The sequence below is a fragment of the Variovorax robiniae genome (assembly GCF_037889955.1).
In the GTDB taxonomy this organism is placed as follows: Bacteria; Pseudomonadota; Gammaproteobacteria; order Burkholderiales; family Burkholderiaceae_C; genus Variovorax; species Variovorax robiniae.
In genome coordinates, this window is the sequence record NZ_JBBKZS010000005.1 from 62,923 (window position 1) to 79,925 (window position 17,003).

Genomic DNA, 17,003 nt, shown 5'->3' on the forward strand with positions numbered 1-17,003 from the left:
GACAGAAATGAATGGCGCACAGTCGCTGGTCCAGACACTGGTCAACTGCGGCGTCGAGGTCTGCTTTGCCAACCCCGGCACCTCGGAGATGCACTTCGTCGCCGCGCTCGATTCCATCGAAGGCATCCGGCCGGTGCTGTGCCTGTTCGAAGGCGTGGTCACCGGTGCAGCCGATGGCTATGGCCGCATCGCCGGCAAGCCCGCCGCGACGCTGCTGCACCTTGGCCCGGGCCTGGCCAACGGCCTGGCCAACCTGCACAACGCGCGCCGTGCCAGCACGCCCATCGTCAACGTGGTCGGCGACCATGCGACGTATCACCTGCAATACGACGCCCTGCTCACTTCGGACATCGTCGGCTTCGCGCGCCCGGTGTCCTCGTTAATCCACGAATCGAAGCGCGCCCAGTCGGTGGCCACCGATGCGGCACGCGCCGTGCAGGCCGCACGCGCCGCGCCCGGCGGCATTGCCACGCTGATCCTGCCGGCCGACACCGCCTGGAACACGGCCGAACGCGCCGCTTCGCCGTTGCCCGACATCGCGCCGGCCCCGGTCAGCACCCAGGCCGTCGACGACGTGGCCAAGCTGCTCTCCAATGGCAAGAAGACCGCCTTCATCCTGCGTGGTGCGGCGTTGCACGGCGCCGGCCTGGAAGCGGCCGGACGCATCCAGGCCAAGACCGGCGCACGCCTGTTCTGCGACACCTTCGCGCCGATGGTCGAGATGGGCGCCGGCCGTGTGCCGGTCGAACGCATCCCCTATTTCGCCGAGCAGATCGTCGCCTTCCTCACGGGCATCGAACAGATCATCCTGGTCGGCAGCAAGCCGCCGGTGTCCTTCTTCGCCTATCCGGGCAAGCCGAGCTGGTGCGCGCCCGAGAGCTGCCAGTTCAGCACGCTGGCCCATCCGCACGAGGATGGCGCGGGCGCCCTGGCTGCGGTGGCGGACAGCCTCGGCGCGCCCGCGAGTTCGTCGATCCGCGTGCCGCTGCAACTGCCCGCGATGCCCACCAGCGGCGCATTGAACGCCGAGAACGTCGCGCAGATCATTGCCGCCTTGACGCCGGACCATGCCATCTACGCGGACGAATCGGCCACTTCCTGCTTCCCGCTGCTGGCCAACCTGGGCCGCGCGCGTCCGCACGTCCACCTGCCGCTGACCGGCGGCTCCATCGGCCAGGGGCTGCCCCTGGCGGTCGGCGCGGCCATGGCGGCGCCGGATCGCAAGGTGATCTGCCCGCACGGCGATGGCGGCGCGGCGTACACCCTGCAGGCCCTGTGGACCATGGCACGCGAGAGCCTCGACATCACGACGGTGATCTATGCCAACCGCTCCTACGCGATCCTCAACATCGAGCTGCAGCGCGTCGGCGCGGTGAACGTCGGGCCCAAGGCGTTGTCCATGCTGGACCTGCACAACCCGGAAATGAACTGGACAAAGATCGCGCAAGGCCTCGGCGTCGAAGCCAGCCGGGCCACCACTTGCGAGGAGTTCGCCGACCAGTACGCCTCTGCGATGAAGCAACGCGGGCCGCGACTGATCGAAGTGATGATCTGATCAAAGGGGCGGTGGCGCCCTCCATGGGGAAGGTCGAGCGCCAGCACGCTGGCGGATCGACCGCGCCCCGGCGAGGCTCCGTGAACAAGTATTTCCCGCTGCTCATGGTTTACCCCGTTTTGTCGCCAAAAGACAAAATGTCGTCGCATGCAGCCAACCAGAACTTGGCTCTGACCCGCATCATTGCGGAATAGGTTCGGGACTCGTCCGGCCCCCATGCGGGGCGCTGGATGGCCTGGGCAAGTCAGCAAGAAACCAAGGTGAGGAGACAAGCATGGACACAAGAGAATTCGACTACGTGATCGTGGGGGCCGGTTCGGCGGGTTGCGTATTGGCCGGGCGACTGTCAGAGGATCCAAACGTCACCGTCTGCCTGCTGGAAGCAGGCCCCAAGGACACCAGCGTGCTGATCCACGCACCCATGGGCCTGGCCGCCGGCATCCCGCTGGGCAAGAACATCTACAAGTTCGAAACCGTGCCGCAGCCGGGCCTCAATGGTCGCAAGGGCTTCCAGCCTCGCGGCAAGACGCTGGGCGGCAGCAGTTCGGTCAACGCCATGGTCTACTGCCGCGGCCATCGCTGGGACTACGACCACTGGGCGTCGCTCGGCAACCCGGGCTGGGACTATGCGAGCGTGCTGCCCTACTTCAAGCGCGCGGAGAACAGCGAATGCATCGGAGGCAATGAATACCGCGGCGTCGGCGGCCCGCTCAACGTTGCCTATCTGCGCAGCCCCAGCCCCCTCAACGATGCCTTCCTCGCAGCCTGCGAGCAAACAGGCGTGCCGCGCAATCCAGACTACAACGGCGCAGAGCAGGAAGGCTGCTGGCCCTCGCAAGTCACGCAGAAGAACGGCGAGCGCTGCAGCGCTGCCAAGGCCTACGTCACGCCCAACCTGGGACGCCCCAACCTCACCGTCATCACCGATGCGATGGTCAGCCGCATCGGATTCGAGGGCAAGCGCGCCGTCAGCGTGCAGTTCCTGCAAGGCAAGGGCAACCAGGCCGTGGCCGCCGCCGTGCGCGTACGCCGGGAAGTGCTGCTGAGTTCGGGCGCCTATGGTTCGCCGCAAGTGCTGATGCTGTCTGGCGTCGGTCCCGCGGCCGAACTGCGCAAGCACGGCATCCCGGTCGTGCATGACCTGCCGGGGGTGGGCCAGAACCTGCAGGACCACATCACGGCCAACCTGGTGTGGCGCACGCATGACGCCAATGCCACCTTCGGCGTCTCCGCGCGCGGCGGCATGAACATCATCAAGGGCATCATGGAATGGCGCAAGAAGCGCACGGGGCTCATCACGAGCAACGTGGCCGAGTCGGGTGCCTTCTACCGAACCCGTGATGACCAGGAGGTTCCCGCCTTCGAACTGGAGTTGGTGGTCGGCATCGTCGATGACCACAACCGCAAGACGCACCTGGGCCACGGCTACAGCCTGCACGTGACGCTGGCGCGCCCCAAGAGCCGCGGACAGGTCTCGCTGGCCAGCACCGACCCTGCCGTGCCGATGCAAATCGACCCCAAGTACTTCAGCCATCCGGAAGACATGCCGCTGATGGTCGAAGGCACGCGCAAGGCGTTGAACATCATGGATGCGCCGGCGCTCGCGCCCTACCGCGGCGCGATGCTGTTCCCGATCGACAAGAACAGCGACGCCGACATCGAACGCGAGCTGCGCCGTTCGGCCGACACCGAGTACCACCCCGCCGGCACCTGCCGCATGGGCCCGGCCTCCGACCCGATGTCGGTCGTCGATTCGGAATTGCGCGTGCATGGCCTGACCGGCATCCGCGTGGTCGATGCCTCCATCATGCCGACGCTGATCGGCGGCAACACGAATGCGCCGACCATCATGATCGGCGAGCGCGCCTCCGACTTCATTCGCAATCCGCCGGCGCCCTCCGCAGTCCGTCCCACCACGACAACTCAAGAACCCGCGCTGGAAGCGCAAGCTTGAGTGCGGCCGCGGCAGTCCCTGCACGGGGCGCCGCGGCAAAGGCGCAAACTGCAGAGTCCCGATCACTCAACCCACGACACAGCACAATGCACACACTGGAAATCCCATCGATGAAGGACAAGGTCAGCGCCGAGGAATGGCAACTTCGCTGCGACCTCGCCGCGGCCTACCGCCTGGTTGCGCTCTACGGCTGGAGCGACCTGGTCTTCACCCACATCAGCGCGCGTGTGTCGGGCCCGGACCATCACTTCCTGATCAACCCCTACGGGATGATGTTCGACGAGATCACGGCCTCCAGCCTGATCAAGGTGGACCAGGCCTGCAACAAGCTGTCGGACTCGGCGTTCCCAGTCAACCCGGCCGGCTTCACGATCCACAGCTGCATCCACCAGGTGCGCGAAGATGCGGGCTGCGTGCTGCACACCCACAGCCGCGCCGGCGTGGGCGTGAGCGCGCAAAAGAAAGGCATCCTGCCGATCAGCCAGCAGTCCACCTTCGTACTGGCCTCGCTGGCCTACCACGACTATGAAGGCGTGGCGCTGCGCGACGACGAACAGCCGCGCCTGCAGGCCGACCTCGGCACCAATAACTTCCTGATGCTGCGCAACCACGGCCTGCTGACCGTCGGCAAGACCGTGCAGGATGCCTTCCTCAACATGTACATCTTCGAGGCCGTCTGCCGCATCCAGATCGATGCGCTGGCCGGCGGCGGCGAACTGACCTACGTGGATCCGCGCATCCTCGAAGGCATCGCGCAAGTGATGAAGACCGTGACAGGCGGCCAGGGCGCGAACATCGCATGGCCCGCGCTGCTGCGCAAGCTCGAGCGGCTCGATCCCAGCTATCGGACTTGACCCACCCCCGAATGCGCCTTCGGCGCTCCCCCTCAAGGGGGCGCACCCAGCGGCCCGGCAAAGCCGGTTCCGCGGGCGCCCACGAACAGGCGCTGCTCGCCTCCTTTCATGCGTCGCGGGTCACGCGATTGCGTGGTAGACCAAGGCAGGCTGCCGCGTGATCGCGCGGCGGTCCTTCAGTTCGCCAACGCCAGGGCCTTAGCACCGTCGCGCTTGGCCCGTTGGACCTCACTCACCTTTGCAGCCGGCACCGGCAGCAAGTCGATCACGACCTTTTCAAGCTTGCCGGAATAGGCATACGGCATCTTGTCGTTGTAGTCCATCATCACCGGCGTGCCCGTGTCCTCGCCCACGTCCATCGTCTCGTCGAAGGAGAAGCGGTTGCGCACCGTCTGCTTGATCTTGCCTTCGCCGACCTTCTTGTCGTTGATGTAGAGCGTGCCGGTTCCGCCCTTGCCGACACCGCCGCCGTCGTAGGCGAATTCGAAGCGGATCGTGGCCTTGCCGTTCGGCAGCTTCTCGCTCGACTTGATCGAGGTGAACTCTTCCTTCATCCAGTTGTAGACGAACTCCGGCGTGCCGTCGACCACGCGCAGTGCGTAGCCTGAGAACAGGCCGCCTTGCGTGAGAAGGATGCCGCTGGTGGGGCCGTTGGTGTCGACGCTGGCCGTGATCTTGTACGAGCGGTTCTTCAGGTCCGGCGCGCTGCCTTCGGGCAGGCGCACCATGCCCGGATAGAAGGTCACCTGGTTGATGCCGTCGAGCGCGCCGGTGGGCCGACCTGTGAGCGCAGTGCTGAAGCGCTCCACCGCACGATCGTCCAGCGGCAGCACGTTGTACTTCTTCGCCTCGACCATGAAGGCGGCCTGCATCTCCTTGAGCTTCTGCGGGTTCTTCGCCGCGAGGTCGTCATGCTCGGTGAAGTCGTTGGCCAGGTCGTAGAGCTCCCAGGTGTCCTTGTCGAAGTTGCCCTTGGATTCGGCGTCCTGCCACGGAATCATGCCGTGCGTGGTGGGGCGACCCAACCGTCCTTGTAGATGGCGCGGGCGCCGGCCATTTCGAAATACTGGGCACGCCTCTGGCTGGGCGCCTTGGCGTTGGCGGCGTTGAAGGTGTACATCATGCTGATGCCCGACATTGGCTTCTGCTTCACGCCGTTGACCACTTGCGGCTGCGGGATGTGGGCTGCTTCCAGGATGGTCGGCACGAGGTCCGCCACATGATGGAACTGCGTGCGCATGCCGCCCACGTCCTTGATGCCCTTGGGCCACGAGATGGCCAGCGCATTGCGCGTGCCGCCGAAGTGCGACGCCTCGCGCTTGGCGAACTTGAAGGGTGAATTGGTGGCCAGCGCCCAGCCCACGGGGTAGTGGTTGTAGGTGGTCGGCCCGCCGATGGCGTCGAGATCCTTGAGGGCCTCGGGCACCGCGTCGGGGCGGTAGCTGTTGAGGTCGGCCGCGATCTCGTTCAGCGTGCCGGAGAAGCCGCCTTCGGCGCTGGCGCCGTTGTCACCGACCGCATAGATGACCAGCGTGTTGTCGGTGATGCCAAGGTCATCCAAGGTCGTGAGCAGGCGCCCGACTTCCGCATCGGCATAGGCGAGGAAGCCCGCGTAGACCTCCATCATCCGCGCATAGACCTTCTTCTGGTCGGCGGTGAGCTTGTCCCATTCGCCCACTTCGCCAGGGATCGGGTTGTACTTGGCATTGGCCGGGATGATGCCCTGCTGCTTCATGCGGTTGAAGGTCTCTTCACTGACCTTGTTCCAGCCCTGGTCGAACTGGCCCTTGAACTTGTCGGCCCACTCCTTGGGTGCATGGTGCGGCGCGTGCGTGGCGCCCGGCGCGAAGTACGCGAAGAAGGGCTTCTTCGGCGCCATGGTCTTCTGGTTGCGAATCCAGGTGATGGCCTTGTCCGTCATGTCCGTCATGAAGTGATAGTTCTTGACGCCGGCGGGCTTCTCGATGGCCTTGGTGTTCTCGATGATGGCGGGGTTCCACTGGTTGGTGTCGCCGCCGTTGAAGCCGTAGAAGTATTCGAAGCCCATGCCGATGGGCCACTGCGTGAAGGGGCCGGTGGCGCTGATCTCGGAGTCGGGCGTGTTGTGGTTCTTGCCGAACCACGAGGTGTTGTAGCCATTGCCCTTGAGGATCTCGCCGATGGTGGCGGCGCTGTCCGGCATGATCGCGTCGTATCCGGGGAAACCGGTCGACATCTCGGCCACCACGCCGAAGCCGGCTTCATGGTGATTGCGGCCGGTGAGCAATGCCGCGCGCGTGGGCGAGCACAGCGAGGTGGTGTGCCACTGGTTGTAGCGCAGGCCGGCCTTGGCCACGCGGTCCAGCGTGGGCGTGGGGATCGGGCCGCCGAAGGTGGAGCTTGCACCGAAGCCCACATCGTCCAGCAGGATCAGCAGCACGTTGGGCGCACCCGCCGGTGCCTGGCGGTTCTTCGGAAAGAAAGGCGTCGAATCGGCGAAGCTCATGCCGATCTTTGTCTTGTGTTCGCCGGGCCGTCGATCAGGAAGAACGACGCCGGGCTTGGCAGAGGCATCTTGCGAGGACTTCGAAGGGGTCTGCGCATCGGCCCCGAGGGCGCATGCACCGAACATCGCAGCCCCCAATGTGAGCCTTCCCAGGACCCGGGCCAGACGCACCGATGGTCGTACGTTCAGTTGCTCATTCATGGCATCTCCCCGAAGATGTTGAAGACGAAAGGCACCCCGTGCTGGGCAGGCGTGGATGCTAGTTCAATCGTCCTGGCATTGCCAGCCATCTACGACCTTCGGGCATGGCCAAATAAAAGTGCCGCGATAGGCAACTATGCGCATTGAAACGCGATGAGGGTTTCCCGACTCAGCGCGGCGGCGTGTCGGCCTTGCCGCTGCGCACGCCGGACAGTTGCCCGCGCACCGCCTTCCAGAAGTTCTGCGTGCCGTCGACGAGGCGCCAGGCATTGCTGCGATGCGCCAGCACGCCCACTTCCGGCAGCGCCTCGCGCAGGTGCTTGAGCCCGAGTATCTTCAGGTACTTGCGCACGGTGGCGGGGCTGTGCACCAGCAGGATCACGCGCCAGCCGTACTGCCGGCCGATCAGCAGCATGCCGATGGCGCTTTCGAGCTCGACCAGTTCGCCGCGGAACTCGTCGGTGGCACGGTCCACCAGCGACAGGATCTGGTCGTCGGTCATCGGCACGGCGAGATGTCCTCTGGCCGCGGGAGGCAGTTCAGTCGAAGGCAGAATCGGGCGGCCCCTGGCCACGCATCGGTCCCGCCGCCAACACAGTCATTCGTCATCATGTTCCAGGCATTTGTCATCGTCGGCCGGGAGGGGTGCGAACTCCTCCTGGTCATTCTTGCCTTGCAGGCATGGGCCCGCAGAGAAGCGCGGCCCGAGCTTATCCGATGGGTGCTCTGGGGCGTGGTCGCCGGGTTTGCCGCAGCCGCGTCGGCGATAGTGGCATTGCCGCCGTCGGGCATGGACGAATGGTTCGACATCGCGCTGACTTTCGTCTTCGGACTCTCGCTGGCGCTGGTGTCCAGCGGCACCATGGCCTCCGTTGCCGGCGTCGGCAAGCATGCGACGCACTTTGTCAGCCACTGGCTGGCGCATCGTGCCTCCGGCGTCGCGGTGCTCGCCATCACGGCGTTCAGCACCTTGCGCGAGGTGCTGGAAGCCGTCCTGCTGCTGCGCTTCGTGGCGGCGCGGCAGACCACCGAGGAACTGGCCTGGGGCGTGGCGCTGGGCTTGCTCGCCTGTGCCTTGCTGGCCGTGGCCTGGAGGGCCTTGCGGGAGCGGCGCGGTGCGCACTGGGCCTTCCGGCTTTCGGCCGTGGTGCTGTTCGTGCTCGGCATGCAGATGCTGATCGATTCAGTGGCCGAGGTGCTGTTGCGCGGCGTCGGCGGCGAGCGGCCGGCACGCTGGGCCTATGCGCTCACGCCCTACCTGGAGAACGGCGATCGGTACTGGGTGCTGTGCGTCGTGCTCGCGACCATTCCGCTGATGCTGTGGACTCGCGACTGGTGGCGGCGTACCGGGGATTAGGCCTATCCTCTCGAGTCCGGGCGCCGCAAGGCCGTCACGCGGCCCTCTGCTCCGCTGAGAAGGGACATCGCCATGATTTCCTCCGGCTCGCGAATACAAGGCTCGAAGTGGGCCAGGCGAACCTTCGTCGCGGCGATCGGCTGCGCATGCGTCACGCTGCCCTCCAGCGCCTGGCCGCAGGCCCGGATCTACCGCGTCGGCTACCTGCACCCGAACGACGCACACGACGCCGCCTACACCTCGTTCATGAAAGCCTTGAAGGAGCGCGGCTACGTGGTCGGCAAGAACGTGCTCGTGGAAGAGCGTTTCGCGAACGACAAGCCAGACCGGCTTCCCGGCCTGGCCGAGGAACTGGTCGCCGCCCGTGTGGACGTCATCGTCGCCGTCGGGCCCGGGGCCATCCGCGCCGCACGCGGCGCAACGCGCACGGTGCCGATCGTCATGGCCTTCAGCGGCGAGGACCCGGTCAAGAGCGGCTTTGCCGAGTCGCTCTCCCGTCCCGGCGGCAACACCACGGGCCTGACCGCGATGTCGCTCGACATCGCGCCGAAGAAGCTCGAGTTTCTGCGCGACATGGTGCCGGGCCTCGCGCGCACGGCGGTCCTGCGCTCTCGCACGATCGCGGAGCACACGGCCCAGGTGAAGGCGATCGAAGACGCGGCGCAGCGCTTCGGGATTCGCTTGCAGGTCGAACTGGCAGGCGATGCCGGCCAGTACCCCGAAACATTCGCGCGCATCGCGAGCGCGGGCAACCAGGCCGTGCTGGTGCTCTCCGGCCCCGAGTTCACGCACAACCGGCAAATCCTCGTGTCGCTGGCAGCCCAGTACCGCTTGCCGTCGATGTTTTCCTTCGCCGACATCGTGGAAGCCGGCGGCCTCGCGTCCTACGGTCCGGGCCACACCGATCTCTCGTCGCGTGCCGTCGACTACGTGGACAGGATCCTGCACGGCGCCAATCCGGCCGACATGCCGATCCAGCAACCGACCACCTTCGAGCTGGTGATCAACAGGAAGACCGCGAAGGAGCTCGGCCTCACGATTCCGCCGGCGCTGCTGGTGCAGGCGACGGTGATCGGGTGAGTCGCGGTGACGCGCCGTAGCGCGTCCTACTTGGCCGGCGCCGAGCCCGGCGGAAAGTCCGCAAACATCTTGTCGAGCGAGGTCTGCAAGAGCGCGGGCATCTTGTCGCTGTTGTCGGGCAGCGTGCCGGTCGCGTTGCCGCGCCAGATGGCCCGCTTGGTCTTCGCGTCGAACATGTCGACCACCAGCGTCCCGACTTCATAGGTGTAGGAGCTGGTCGTGGCCATGCCCGGCCCGAAGCCGCCCCAGCCCATGCCGTAGCCTGCCCCGCTGTAGTAGGTCGTGTAGTCGCGCCGCTCCTGCGTCGTCACGTTCGCGCCGACCCGCACGTCGCCATCGGTAGCGAGTGTCCAGCCCTTGGAACGCAGCTTGGCGTCGATGCCATCGACGATGCGTTGCTGATTGAGCGGGTCCCCGCCGGTGGGCTTGCCAATCCAGGTGTAGGTGCGATAGCTCGCGAATTTCGCGGCTGGATCGAAATCCGTCTTGACGGTGGGCGTGCTGCAAGCCGCCAACAGGCTTGCGAGCGCCAGGATGCTGAACCGTTGAACCATTGGAACTCCTTGATGCATCAAAGGACGAAATGGCTGGCGACACCTTCGCGATGGAAGGTCTGGCTGGCTGACGAATTCTAGGGTCGCATCGCCCTTTCGCGGCGCGCCACGCTGCTGCGCTTGCGCCCCGTCACCATCGACGCGGCGAGGTTCTCGCGATGGCGCCAACTCATCCACACGACCGCCGTCACATGGATGCAAGCGAGCCCCAGCACGGCCCAGGCCGCGCCGCGGTGAAGCAGATCGAGCCAGGCCATGCCCCAGAACGCATCCAGCGTGTAGAGCCAGCCGCTGATGCACGCGACCAGCGTGCAGGCCAGCAGCGCCAGCACCATCCAGCCGCCGAGCGGGTTGTGGCCGAGATAGCGATGCTCGCGGCCACGCAGCAGCTCTCCGGCGTAGCGCAGGACGGCCGATGGCGCGCGAACGAAGCTGGCAAAGCGCGCATTGCCGCCGCCGACGATGCCGAGCAGCACGCGCACGGACACGGCCGCGAGCGCCACATAGCCTGCGGCATCGTGCAGCGACTGGCGCTCCTCGCCAATGCACCACGCACCCACGATGCCGCCCACCAGCCCCCAATGCAGCACACGCTGCAACACGCTCCAGGTGCGGACCCATTCGCCTTCGGGGTGGCTCATCGGGGCCGCGCGCTCAGGACGGCTGCGCGATCTCGCCGACCTTCTCGAAGGTCTTCGGGTCGAAGAACATCTCGACGCGCTTGCCGCTCGGGTCGAAGCCATAGACCTCGTAGCAGCCGTTGAAGTTCTTGATCTGCCGCACCTTCCAGCCTTCGCTGGTGAGCTTGCGCTGCAGTTCCATCTGCGGCTTCATTTCCTCCTTGGGCACCGGCGCGCAGCGCACGGCGTTGTGGTCCACGATCTGGGCGGAAGCGGCCGTGGCGAAAGAGGCAACGGCGATCGACAACAGGGACGAGCGAAAAAGGTTCATGGTCGGAATCGGATGGTGACTGCGATGCGGCGAATCAGGTGTCGAGCCACATGCGCAGGAGGTTGTGATACGTGCTGGTGAGCCCGATCACACCCGGATCGGTCTCGCCATAGCGGCTGCGCAGGTGGCGCAGGTGGTTGTCCATGTCGTAGAGCAGGCGGCGCTGCTCGTCGCTGCGCACCATGCTCTGGATCCAGAAGTAGCTCGCGAGCCGATGGCCCCGCGTCACCGGCAGCACGCGGTGCACGCTGGTGCCGGGGTACAGCACCATGTCGCCGCAGGCCAGCTTCACACGCTGTTCGCCGAAGGTGTCTTCGACGACCAGTTCACCGCCGTCGTAGTCGGCCGGGTCGGCCAGGAACACGGTGCACGAGATGTCGGTGCGCACGCGACCCGCGCCGTTGCGCAGGAAGCGCACCGCGCTGTCGACATGGTTGCCGAAGCTGTTCGACGCACCGCCGTAGCGGTTGAACAAGGGCGGCGAGATGTGCTTGGGCAAGGCGGCCGAGAAGAACACCTGGTGCCGCTCGAGCCCGCGCAGCAGCAGGCCCTGCAACTCGCGCGTCTCGTCGCAGTCCTCGCGCAGCTGTTCGTTGTTCTTGGCCTGGGCGGACTGCTCGCCCGCGGTCAGGCGGCCGTCCTCCCAGGGCGCGCGGGCCAGGATGGCGGCGGCCTGCCTGGCCTCGTCGGGCGTCAGTACTTCCTTGATGTGCAGCAGCATGGCCCGACGATACCTTCAGTCAACCCAAACTCAGAAGCGAGCGCCCAGGGTCAGCAACACCGACCGCTGCGCACCTGAGATCACGAAGCCCGGATAGAGCTGGTCGCCGTACAGGCGGTTGGTGAAGTTGTTGACGTTGAGCTGGGCATAGACGTCCGGCGTGAACTTGTACTCGGCCATCGCGTCGCCGACCATGTAGCCCGGCGTGCTCGCGGTACGGCTGGCCGCACCGGTCACGCCTTGCAGCGGACGGTTTTCCGAGGCGCCGTGCATGCCAAGGCCGAAGCGCAGCTTGGCCGTGGCCTGGTAGCTGACCCACACCGCGCCGCTGTGCCGCGGCGTCAGGCCGACGTCGGAGCCCACGGTGCCCGGGACGACGGTGCTGCCGACCTTGTCGATCTTCGCCTCGGGGATGAATGCGTACGAGGCATACACCTCCCACTGCGGCGTGATGCGGCCGACCACTTCGAGTTCGAAGCCCTGCGAATGCCGCTTGCCCGACAGCAGGTAGGAGCTGCCGGCGAAGTCGGAGTCGGTAGTGCGCTCGTTGGTCTTCTCGGTGTAGAACAGCGCGCCGCGCGTCGACAGCTTGCCGTCGAGCCAGTCCAGCTTGGCACCGATCTCGATGTTGCGGCTCTTCTCCGGCGGCGTGTTGGCCTGCTGCGGCGTCACGTACTGGTACGTGTCGGCCGAGGAGTTGAACGAGGTGCTGTACGAGACGTGGTACGACTGCGTCGGCGTCGGCTGGAACAGCACGCCGGCGCGATAGCTCCAGGCGCCTTGCGACAGCTCGGTCGTCGTCGTCACCGGGAACGGGCTGCCCGGGCGATAGAGCTGCACGCCACCGGTGCAATTGTTGGTCGGGGTGGTGATGGTGGCGCCGGTGTTGCGGTTCACGCAAGACGGGTTGGTGTACGTGTACTGGTTGAAGTCGCCGGACAGCTTGTCGTAGCGGATGCCGCCGAGGATCTTCCACATCGGCGCCACCTGCACCAGGTCCTGCAGGTACACGCCCCACTGGTTGGCCTTGTAGCCGCTGGAGTCGCGGTAGATCGGGGTCAGGCCGCTGCCCGTCAGTCCCGCGCCGTTGTCCGGCGTGCCCACCAGCGTGTTCGGCCGCGTGCCCAGCACCAGGCCGCGCCCGCTGTTGTTGAAGATGTAGCCGTTGTTCTGGTAGCGGCTGGTGTCTTCCCAGGAGGCATCGATGCCGCCGATCAGGCTGTGCTTCGTGCTGCCCCAGTCGAACTCCTTGCTGTAGTCGCTCTGCAGATAGGTGCCCTTGTACTCGTCCTTGCGTGGCGTCAGCGCGTTGCGCGTCAGGATCGTGGCGTTGGAGAGGTTGGCATACGTCGTCGGCTGGCCGAAGGTGGTGCCGAAGCCGGCCGAGGTCGACTCCTGCTGGCGGTCGAAGGTGCCGGTGCGGATCTGCGTGCGCACCGAGCTGCCATCGTCGAAGAAGTGGTTCCACGCCGCGTTCGCATACTCGGCCTTGCCCTTCAACACGTCGGCCGTGGTGCCGTAGAAGTTGCCCGGCGGAACCTTCGCGATCGAGCTCAGCGCGCCGATGGTCGGCACGCCGGCGGCGGTGTAGCCGGTGATGCCGTACTTGTTGTTGGGCAGCCAGCGGATGCTCGACAGCGGGATGTTGTCGACGTCGAGGTAGAACGCGCCGACGGTGAACTCGTCACGCGTGCCGAGGCCCCAGCTGTACGAGGGCGCGATGCCCTTCTTGTCGACATTGGCTCCGCCGTTGTCGGCCTTGTTCCACATCGCGTTGATGCGCAGCGCAGAGTCTTCGCCGATGCGCTTGTTGAAGTCGGCGGTGGCGCGGTAGTAGCCCTCGGTGCCGACGGTGCCGACGACGTCGGTCTGGTCGGCCAGCAGCGGCTTCTTGGTCACCTGGTTGATGACGCCGCCTGTCGACCCACGGCCGAAGATCATCGAGGCCGAGCCGCGCATGACTTCGATGCGGTCGAGGTTGAAGGTATCGCGGTCGTACTGCGAAGGGTCGCGCATGCCGTCGATCAGCAAATCACCCGTGGTCGCCACCGGGAAGCCGCGCAGGCGGATGTCCTGGTCGGTGCCGTTCTCCGTGGCCGCGAAGGTGATGCCTGCGGAGTAGTGCAGCGCGTCCTTCAGCGTGTCCATCTTGACGTCGTCGATCAGCTTCTCGGTGATGACGTTGATCGACTGCGGAATGTCGCGGATGTCCTGCGTGCCCTTGCCGATGTTGGTCTTCTTGGTCTGGACGTCGTTCTTGTTGTCGGCATCGACCTCGCCGACCACATTGATGGCGGGCAGCACGCCGGGCTTCGCGTCGGGCGCGTCGGCGGGCGCAGGTGCCTGCGCCCAGCTGCTGACGGATGCGGCCAGCATCAGCGCGCCCAGCGGGAATGCGGAGGCCTCGCGGACGACCGCGCGAGCGGTGGACGCGGCGGGCGCGACGGGTGAAGTAACGGAGCGCGCAGGAGCGCGCGGACGACGAGAACGAGCCATGAGGCCTCCAGGGGAGCCGCTGTGTTGCGACGACAGGTGGAAGGCTGGCTGGCACACGCGAAGTGGCTCTGGCTCGCCGAATGAGAATCGTTATCGAGTATATGGAGGACTTACATCTGTAGCACTTCCAAAGGACCACTGCCTGACAATTTCCTGAACGACTGTTGTTTCAAAAAGACGATCGAACGTAGTACGCTCATGTGCTACTTTTCCGGCTGGCACGAGACAGGCACCCGATGCGACGCAACTTTTCCCCGGTCACTTCCCGCACGGCGGCACCGTTGCACCACCTGCGCACGTTCGGGCCCAGCGCCAACGATGGCGCGCAAGGTGAAGCGGGCGAAGCGCGGGCCAAGGACGTCCGGGAGGCCGCCTTGCTGCAGTTCATGTGCGAAGGCGTTCATGCCAAGCTCCGGTCGCACTACGCCGACACGGTGCTGGCCGTGTGGACGCTGGGCCAGGCTGGCAAGGTCGCGGATGTGAACGCGATCTACAAGGCCTTGATGGACCAGGGCGCAGCGACCGGCATGACCAGGCTGTATCGGACCCTTCGGAGCCTGGTCGAAGGCGGCTACCTGGTGACGAGTGTCTACGAGGCGGAAGGACGGGCTCGGCGCGTGTATGCGCTGGCCCGGTCGGGAGAGCCTTGGGGGTCATGAGGCGACCCGGCGGGCACGACGCCACTCGTGCCGCAGGAGCCGATGAGGGGCACTGCACGCAGGATGTGTCGAGAAATCGAAAGGGCCGGGCTTCGATGGAACATCGGCACCTGGCGGAGAGTGTGGGACGTGAACAACACCGTCTCTTCATTGGGAGCCATGGACCACCGGCGCCATGGAACCACACCGCAAACCATACCGCTATCGTTCGTGATGCCCAGACAGGGGACAGTTCGACTAGGATCGCCACGCATTCAACACCATAGGAGGATGGACGTGGAAGATGAAGTGGTTCAAAGCCTGTTTGACTACAGCAACGCAATTGCGGCCAGGCTCAGCGCGCTGGAGGTGCTGACGGATGCCCTGATCGGCACCATCGGCAAGTCGCTGCCGCCATTGCTGCCGGTATTGCAGGAGAACCTGCAAATGCTGGCGATGGCAAGGGAAGGCGATATGCACGAGGGGGTGCTCAACGGCTTCCGCGCACACATCGAGGAAGCTGACAGGAAGATCGAAGCCGTGAAATAGTGTCCAGACAGGGGACACACATTTCGATGGGTTAAGGAGTCAGTCTGTGCGTCCGAGCGGCCTTGAGGTGGGGGGCCACTGCCGTAAGCATGCTTTCCCGGCCACGCGCATCAAGCATGCTTTGATGCGCGTGGCTGAGTTCGAATTCAAACTCAACTTCGAACCAATCACGGATGCGTTCGCGCAGCTTGGCTCTTCGTGCTCATGCGCACCAGCTGGCCGGCTGCCTGCCGGCCAGCTGCCTGCCGGAATCACCCTGCTCAGACCGGCCTGGTGGTCTGGTGGTGTGGTTTGTCACCGCCGCAAGGGGTTCGTTCCCTCTGTAGATGCTGAGTTGTTCGAGTCTCAGCATAGGAGTTGAACTCAATCCGAGTCGTCGTACTCATCGCGGATCGTGCCGCCGAATGGGTTGGCACAGTACTCGCTCCACTGCACGTCCGGCCCATGCTTGGCGAACTCGCGGGCCTGCCACTGGCGTGCCAGGTCGAACAGGTGCGCATGCTCGGCCTCGGTGGCCTGGTGGCGGTGGAAGCGCGTCACCACCTCCAGATCGGCACCAGGCGGCACACCGGCCGGGTGCCACACCGGCGGAAAGTCCTTCGGACTGCCGCCGGCCGCTTCGAAGGCTTCGCGCTCGGCCATGGCCTTCTGACGGATCAACGCCAGGGCGCGGGCGTGCGGGTCTTTCGATGCGGCCTGCATCGCGGCGTAGTCGGACTGTGGCTCCGTCAAGAAGGCGATCGGGCGCGGTGGTGGCTCAGGCGAACTCATGTCCCACGCCTGCATCCACCACATGCCAACCCGATCCAGGCGGGCGCGCTCTTCGTCACTCAGGTAGCGCACGGCTTCGCCTCCACGTCCTGCACCAGCAATTCACCAGGCGCGTTTTCGATCTTCGGTGAGGTGTCGGCCACCCCTGGCAGCTGCGGCGCTTCGCTGACGTGCCCATGGGCCTCCAGGCGCTCCAGCAGGCCCGCGATGTAGGTGGCGTGCGGATCATCCGGCGGATTGTTGATGTCCACTGCCTCCACCAATGGCGCATCGGTGCTGCGGCCAGTGAACTCCACCAGGCCGAATGCGACGGACTCACCTCTTTGCCGCAGCACCAGCGTCTCGGCATGCCGCTTCGCGCGGGCGGAAGCCACTGCATTGCCGGCCAACACTTCCGGCGGATAGAGGTCGCGGTGCTGGCGCCAGTCTTCCCGGTGCTGGCGGACCACGGCCACCCGGGTCGCCACAGTGAGGTCCAGCGCAGCATCGGCCGCATCCAGTAGCTCCGTCCGGCCGGCGACATGCGCGATGGTGTCCACCACGGCCTGGGCGAGCTCTTCACGTGCCACCGGCGTGCTCGCGCGGCGCCAGTTGTGCTTCGCTGCGTGCTGCGTCACGGCCGGCCTGGACACGCCCAGCATGTCGGCCACATCGGCCAGGCTCATGCCGTCATCGCGTTCCCACTGCTGCCTGGCCTGCTGCCATTGGTCTTTGTCGAGTGCCATGGATCGTGGTGTTAACTGAGTTAATTAACAGTTAAGCACCTTTGGCGCGGCCATGGAAGGCCCTGCTTTCCATGGACCACCAGGCCCCAACAAATGTTGGGCAAGTTCGCGT

At 65.6% G+C, this 17,003-nt stretch carries 17 protein-coding genes; 7 read left to right on the top strand and 10 right to left on the bottom strand.

The features are described 5' to 3' along the window. Positions 1 to 7 precede the first annotated feature (7 nt). From WKW79_RS13595 to WKW79_RS13605, 3 genes are all read left to right on the top strand, one after another. A complete protein-coding gene (locus tag WKW79_RS13595; RefSeq protein WP_340336047.1) occupies positions 8 to 1,555 on the top strand; it encodes an acetolactate synthase large subunit in 1,548 nt (515 codons plus the stop codon). A gap of 274 nt (positions 1,556 to 1,829) precedes the next feature. Further along, positions 1,830 to 3,509: a GMC family oxidoreductase gene (locus tag WKW79_RS13600; RefSeq protein WP_340335700.1), complete on the top strand. Its 1,680-nt coding sequence runs from the start codon at positions 1,830 to 1,832 to the stop codon at positions 3,507 to 3,509. A gap of 86 nt (positions 3,510 to 3,595) precedes the next feature. Further along, positions 3,596 to 4,363: a class II aldolase/adducin family protein gene (locus tag WKW79_RS13605; protein ID WP_340335701.1), complete on the top strand. Its 768-nt coding sequence runs from the start codon at positions 3,596 to 3,598 to the stop codon at positions 4,361 to 4,363. A 176-nt stretch (positions 4,364 to 4,539) separates the two neighbouring features. Here the strand turns inward: WKW79_RS13605 and WKW79_RS13610 are convergent, their stop codons facing one another. From WKW79_RS13610 to WKW79_RS13620, 3 genes are all read right to left on the bottom strand, one after another. Beyond that, a complete protein-coding gene (locus tag WKW79_RS13610) occupies positions 4,540 to 5,388 on the bottom strand; it encodes a hypothetical protein (RefSeq protein WP_340335702.1) in 849 nt (282 codons plus the stop codon). Beyond that, positions 5,361 to 6,848, bottom strand: coding sequence for an arylsulfatase (locus WKW79_RS13615; RefSeq protein ID WP_340335703.1), 1,488 nt, complete (start codon positions 6,846 to 6,848; stop codon positions 5,361 to 5,363). Before WKW79_RS13615 ends, WKW79_RS13610 begins: the two co-directional genes overlap by 28 nt. A gap of 370 nt (positions 6,849 to 7,218) precedes the next feature. Then, the gene (locus tag WKW79_RS13620; RefSeq protein WP_340336048.1) at positions 7,219 to 7,551 is read right to left on the bottom strand and encodes a PALP domain-containing protein; all 333 of its coding nucleotides are present in this window, start codon (positions 7,549 to 7,551) and stop codon (positions 7,219 to 7,221) included. A 108-nt stretch (positions 7,552 to 7,659) separates the two neighbouring features. Here WKW79_RS13620 and WKW79_RS13625 point away from each other — a divergent pair, with 108 nt between their 5' ends. Both WKW79_RS13625 and WKW79_RS13630 read left to right on the top strand, forming a co-directional pair. Beyond that, positions 7,660 to 8,406 (top strand): FTR1 family protein, encoded by a 747-nt coding sequence (locus tag WKW79_RS13625; RefSeq protein ID WP_340335704.1) that lies wholly within the window; start codon positions 7,660 to 7,662, stop codon positions 8,404 to 8,406. Positions 8,407 to 8,478: 72 nt separating this feature from the next. Then, positions 8,479 to 9,486, top strand: a complete 1,008-nt coding sequence (locus tag WKW79_RS13630; RefSeq protein WP_340335705.1) for an ABC transporter substrate-binding protein — start codon at positions 8,479 to 8,481, stop codon at positions 9,484 to 9,486. A 26-nt stretch (positions 9,487 to 9,512) separates the two neighbouring features. Here WKW79_RS13630 and WKW79_RS13635 read toward each other — a convergent pair whose 3' ends face one another. From WKW79_RS13635 to WKW79_RS13655, 5 genes are all read right to left on the bottom strand, one after another. Next, positions 9,513 to 10,040, bottom strand: a complete 528-nt coding sequence (locus WKW79_RS13635; protein WP_340335706.1) for a DUF4136 domain-containing protein — start codon at positions 10,038 to 10,040, stop codon at positions 9,513 to 9,515. A 77-nt stretch (positions 10,041 to 10,117) separates the two neighbouring features. Further along, complete coding sequence (locus tag WKW79_RS13640; RefSeq protein WP_340335707.1) at positions 10,118 to 10,681, bottom strand: cytochrome b/b6 domain-containing protein; 564 nt, start codon at positions 10,679 to 10,681, stop codon at positions 10,118 to 10,120. 13 nt (positions 10,682 to 10,694) lie between these two features. After that, positions 10,695 to 10,991 carry a PepSY domain-containing protein gene (locus WKW79_RS13645; RefSeq protein ID WP_340335708.1) on the bottom strand — a complete coding sequence of 99 codons (297 nt, stop codon included), beginning with the start codon at positions 10,989 to 10,991 and terminating at the stop codon, positions 10,695 to 10,697. A gap of 34 nt (positions 10,992 to 11,025) precedes the next feature. After that, positions 11,026 to 11,712 carry a Fe2+-dependent dioxygenase gene (locus WKW79_RS13650; protein WP_340335709.1) on the bottom strand — a complete coding sequence of 229 codons (687 nt, stop codon included), beginning with the start codon at positions 11,710 to 11,712 and terminating at the stop codon, positions 11,026 to 11,028. Between the two features lie 30 nt (positions 11,713 to 11,742). Further along, positions 11,743 to 14,208: a TonB-dependent receptor gene (locus WKW79_RS13655; protein ID WP_340335710.1), complete on the bottom strand. Its 2,466-nt coding sequence runs from the start codon at positions 14,206 to 14,208 to the stop codon at positions 11,743 to 11,745. Positions 14,209 to 14,444: 236 nt separating this feature from the next. Between WKW79_RS13655 and WKW79_RS13660 the strand changes: the two genes are divergently transcribed. Next, positions 14,445 to 14,867, top strand: a complete 423-nt coding sequence (locus WKW79_RS13660) for a hypothetical protein (protein ID WP_340335711.1) — start codon at positions 14,445 to 14,447, stop codon at positions 14,865 to 14,867. A gap of 276 nt (positions 14,868 to 15,143) precedes the next feature. After that, the gene (locus WKW79_RS13665; protein WP_340335712.1) at positions 15,144 to 15,395 is read left to right on the top strand and encodes a hypothetical protein; all 252 of its coding nucleotides are present in this window, start codon (positions 15,144 to 15,146) and stop codon (positions 15,393 to 15,395) included. A 363-nt stretch (positions 15,396 to 15,758) separates the two neighbouring features. Here WKW79_RS13665 and WKW79_RS13670 read toward each other — a convergent pair whose 3' ends face one another. Both WKW79_RS13670 and WKW79_RS13675 read right to left on the bottom strand, forming a co-directional pair. Beyond that, the gene (locus WKW79_RS13670; RefSeq protein ID WP_340335713.1) at positions 15,759 to 16,166 is read right to left on the bottom strand and encodes a hypothetical protein; all 408 of its coding nucleotides are present in this window, start codon (positions 16,164 to 16,166) and stop codon (positions 15,759 to 15,761) included. 59 nt (positions 16,167 to 16,225) lie between these two features. Next, the gene (locus WKW79_RS13675) at positions 16,226 to 16,891 is read right to left on the bottom strand and encodes a hypothetical protein (RefSeq protein ID WP_340335714.1); all 666 of its coding nucleotides are present in this window, start codon (positions 16,889 to 16,891) and stop codon (positions 16,226 to 16,228) included. Positions 16,892 to 17,003: the final 112 nt, after the last annotated feature.

Bases quoted from the DNA above. Each gene is read 5' to 3' on its own strand.
- WKW79_RS13625 (WP_340335704.1), top strand. From the start codon at position 7,660: ATGTTCCAGGCATTTGTCATCGTCGGCCGGGAGGGGTGCGAACTCCTC.
- WKW79_RS13605 (WP_340335701.1), top strand. From the start codon at position 3,596: ATGCACACACTGGAAATCCCATCGATGAAGGACAAGGTCAGCGCCGAG.
- WKW79_RS13650 (WP_340335709.1), bottom strand. From the start codon at position 11,712: ATGCTGCTGCACATCAAGGAAGTACTGACGCCCGACGAGGCCAGGCAG.
- WKW79_RS13620 (WP_340336048.1), bottom strand. From the start codon at position 7,551: ATGACCGACGACCAGATCCTGTCGCTGGTGGACCGTGCCACCGACGAG.
- WKW79_RS13600 (WP_340335700.1), top strand. From the start codon at position 1,830: ATGGACACAAGAGAATTCGACTACGTGATCGTGGGGGCCGGTTCGGCG.
- WKW79_RS13675 (WP_340335714.1), bottom strand. From the start codon at position 16,891: ATGGCACTCGACAAAGACCAATGGCAGCAGGCCAGGCAGCAGTGGGAA.
- WKW79_RS13630 (WP_340335705.1), top strand. From the start codon at position 8,479: ATGATTTCCTCCGGCTCGCGAATACAAGGCTCGAAGTGGGCCAGGCGA.
- WKW79_RS13660 (WP_340335711.1), top strand. From the start codon at position 14,445: ATGCGACGCAACTTTTCCCCGGTCACTTCCCGCACGGCGGCACCGTTG.
- WKW79_RS13655 (WP_340335710.1), bottom strand. From the start codon at position 14,208: ATGGCTCGTTCTCGTCGTCCGCGCGCTCCTGCGCGCTCCGTTACTTCA.
- WKW79_RS13615 (WP_340335703.1), bottom strand. From the start codon at position 6,848: ATGAGCTTCGCCGATTCGACGCCTTTCTTTCCGAAGAACCGCCAGGCA.
- WKW79_RS13595 (WP_340336047.1), top strand. From the start codon at position 8: ATGAATGGCGCACAGTCGCTGGTCCAGACACTGGTCAACTGCGGCGTC.
- WKW79_RS13640 (WP_340335707.1), bottom strand. From the start codon at position 10,681: ATGAGCCACCCCGAAGGCGAATGGGTCCGCACCTGGAGCGTGTTGCAG.
- WKW79_RS13645 (WP_340335708.1), bottom strand. From the start codon at position 10,991: ATGAACCTTTTTCGCTCGTCCCTGTTGTCGATCGCCGTTGCCTCTTTC.
- WKW79_RS13635 (WP_340335706.1), bottom strand. From the start codon at position 10,040: ATGGTTCAACGGTTCAGCATCCTGGCGCTCGCAAGCCTGTTGGCGGCT.
- WKW79_RS13670 (WP_340335713.1), bottom strand. From the start codon at position 16,166: ATGAGTTCGCCTGAGCCACCACCGCGCCCGATCGCCTTCTTGACGGAG.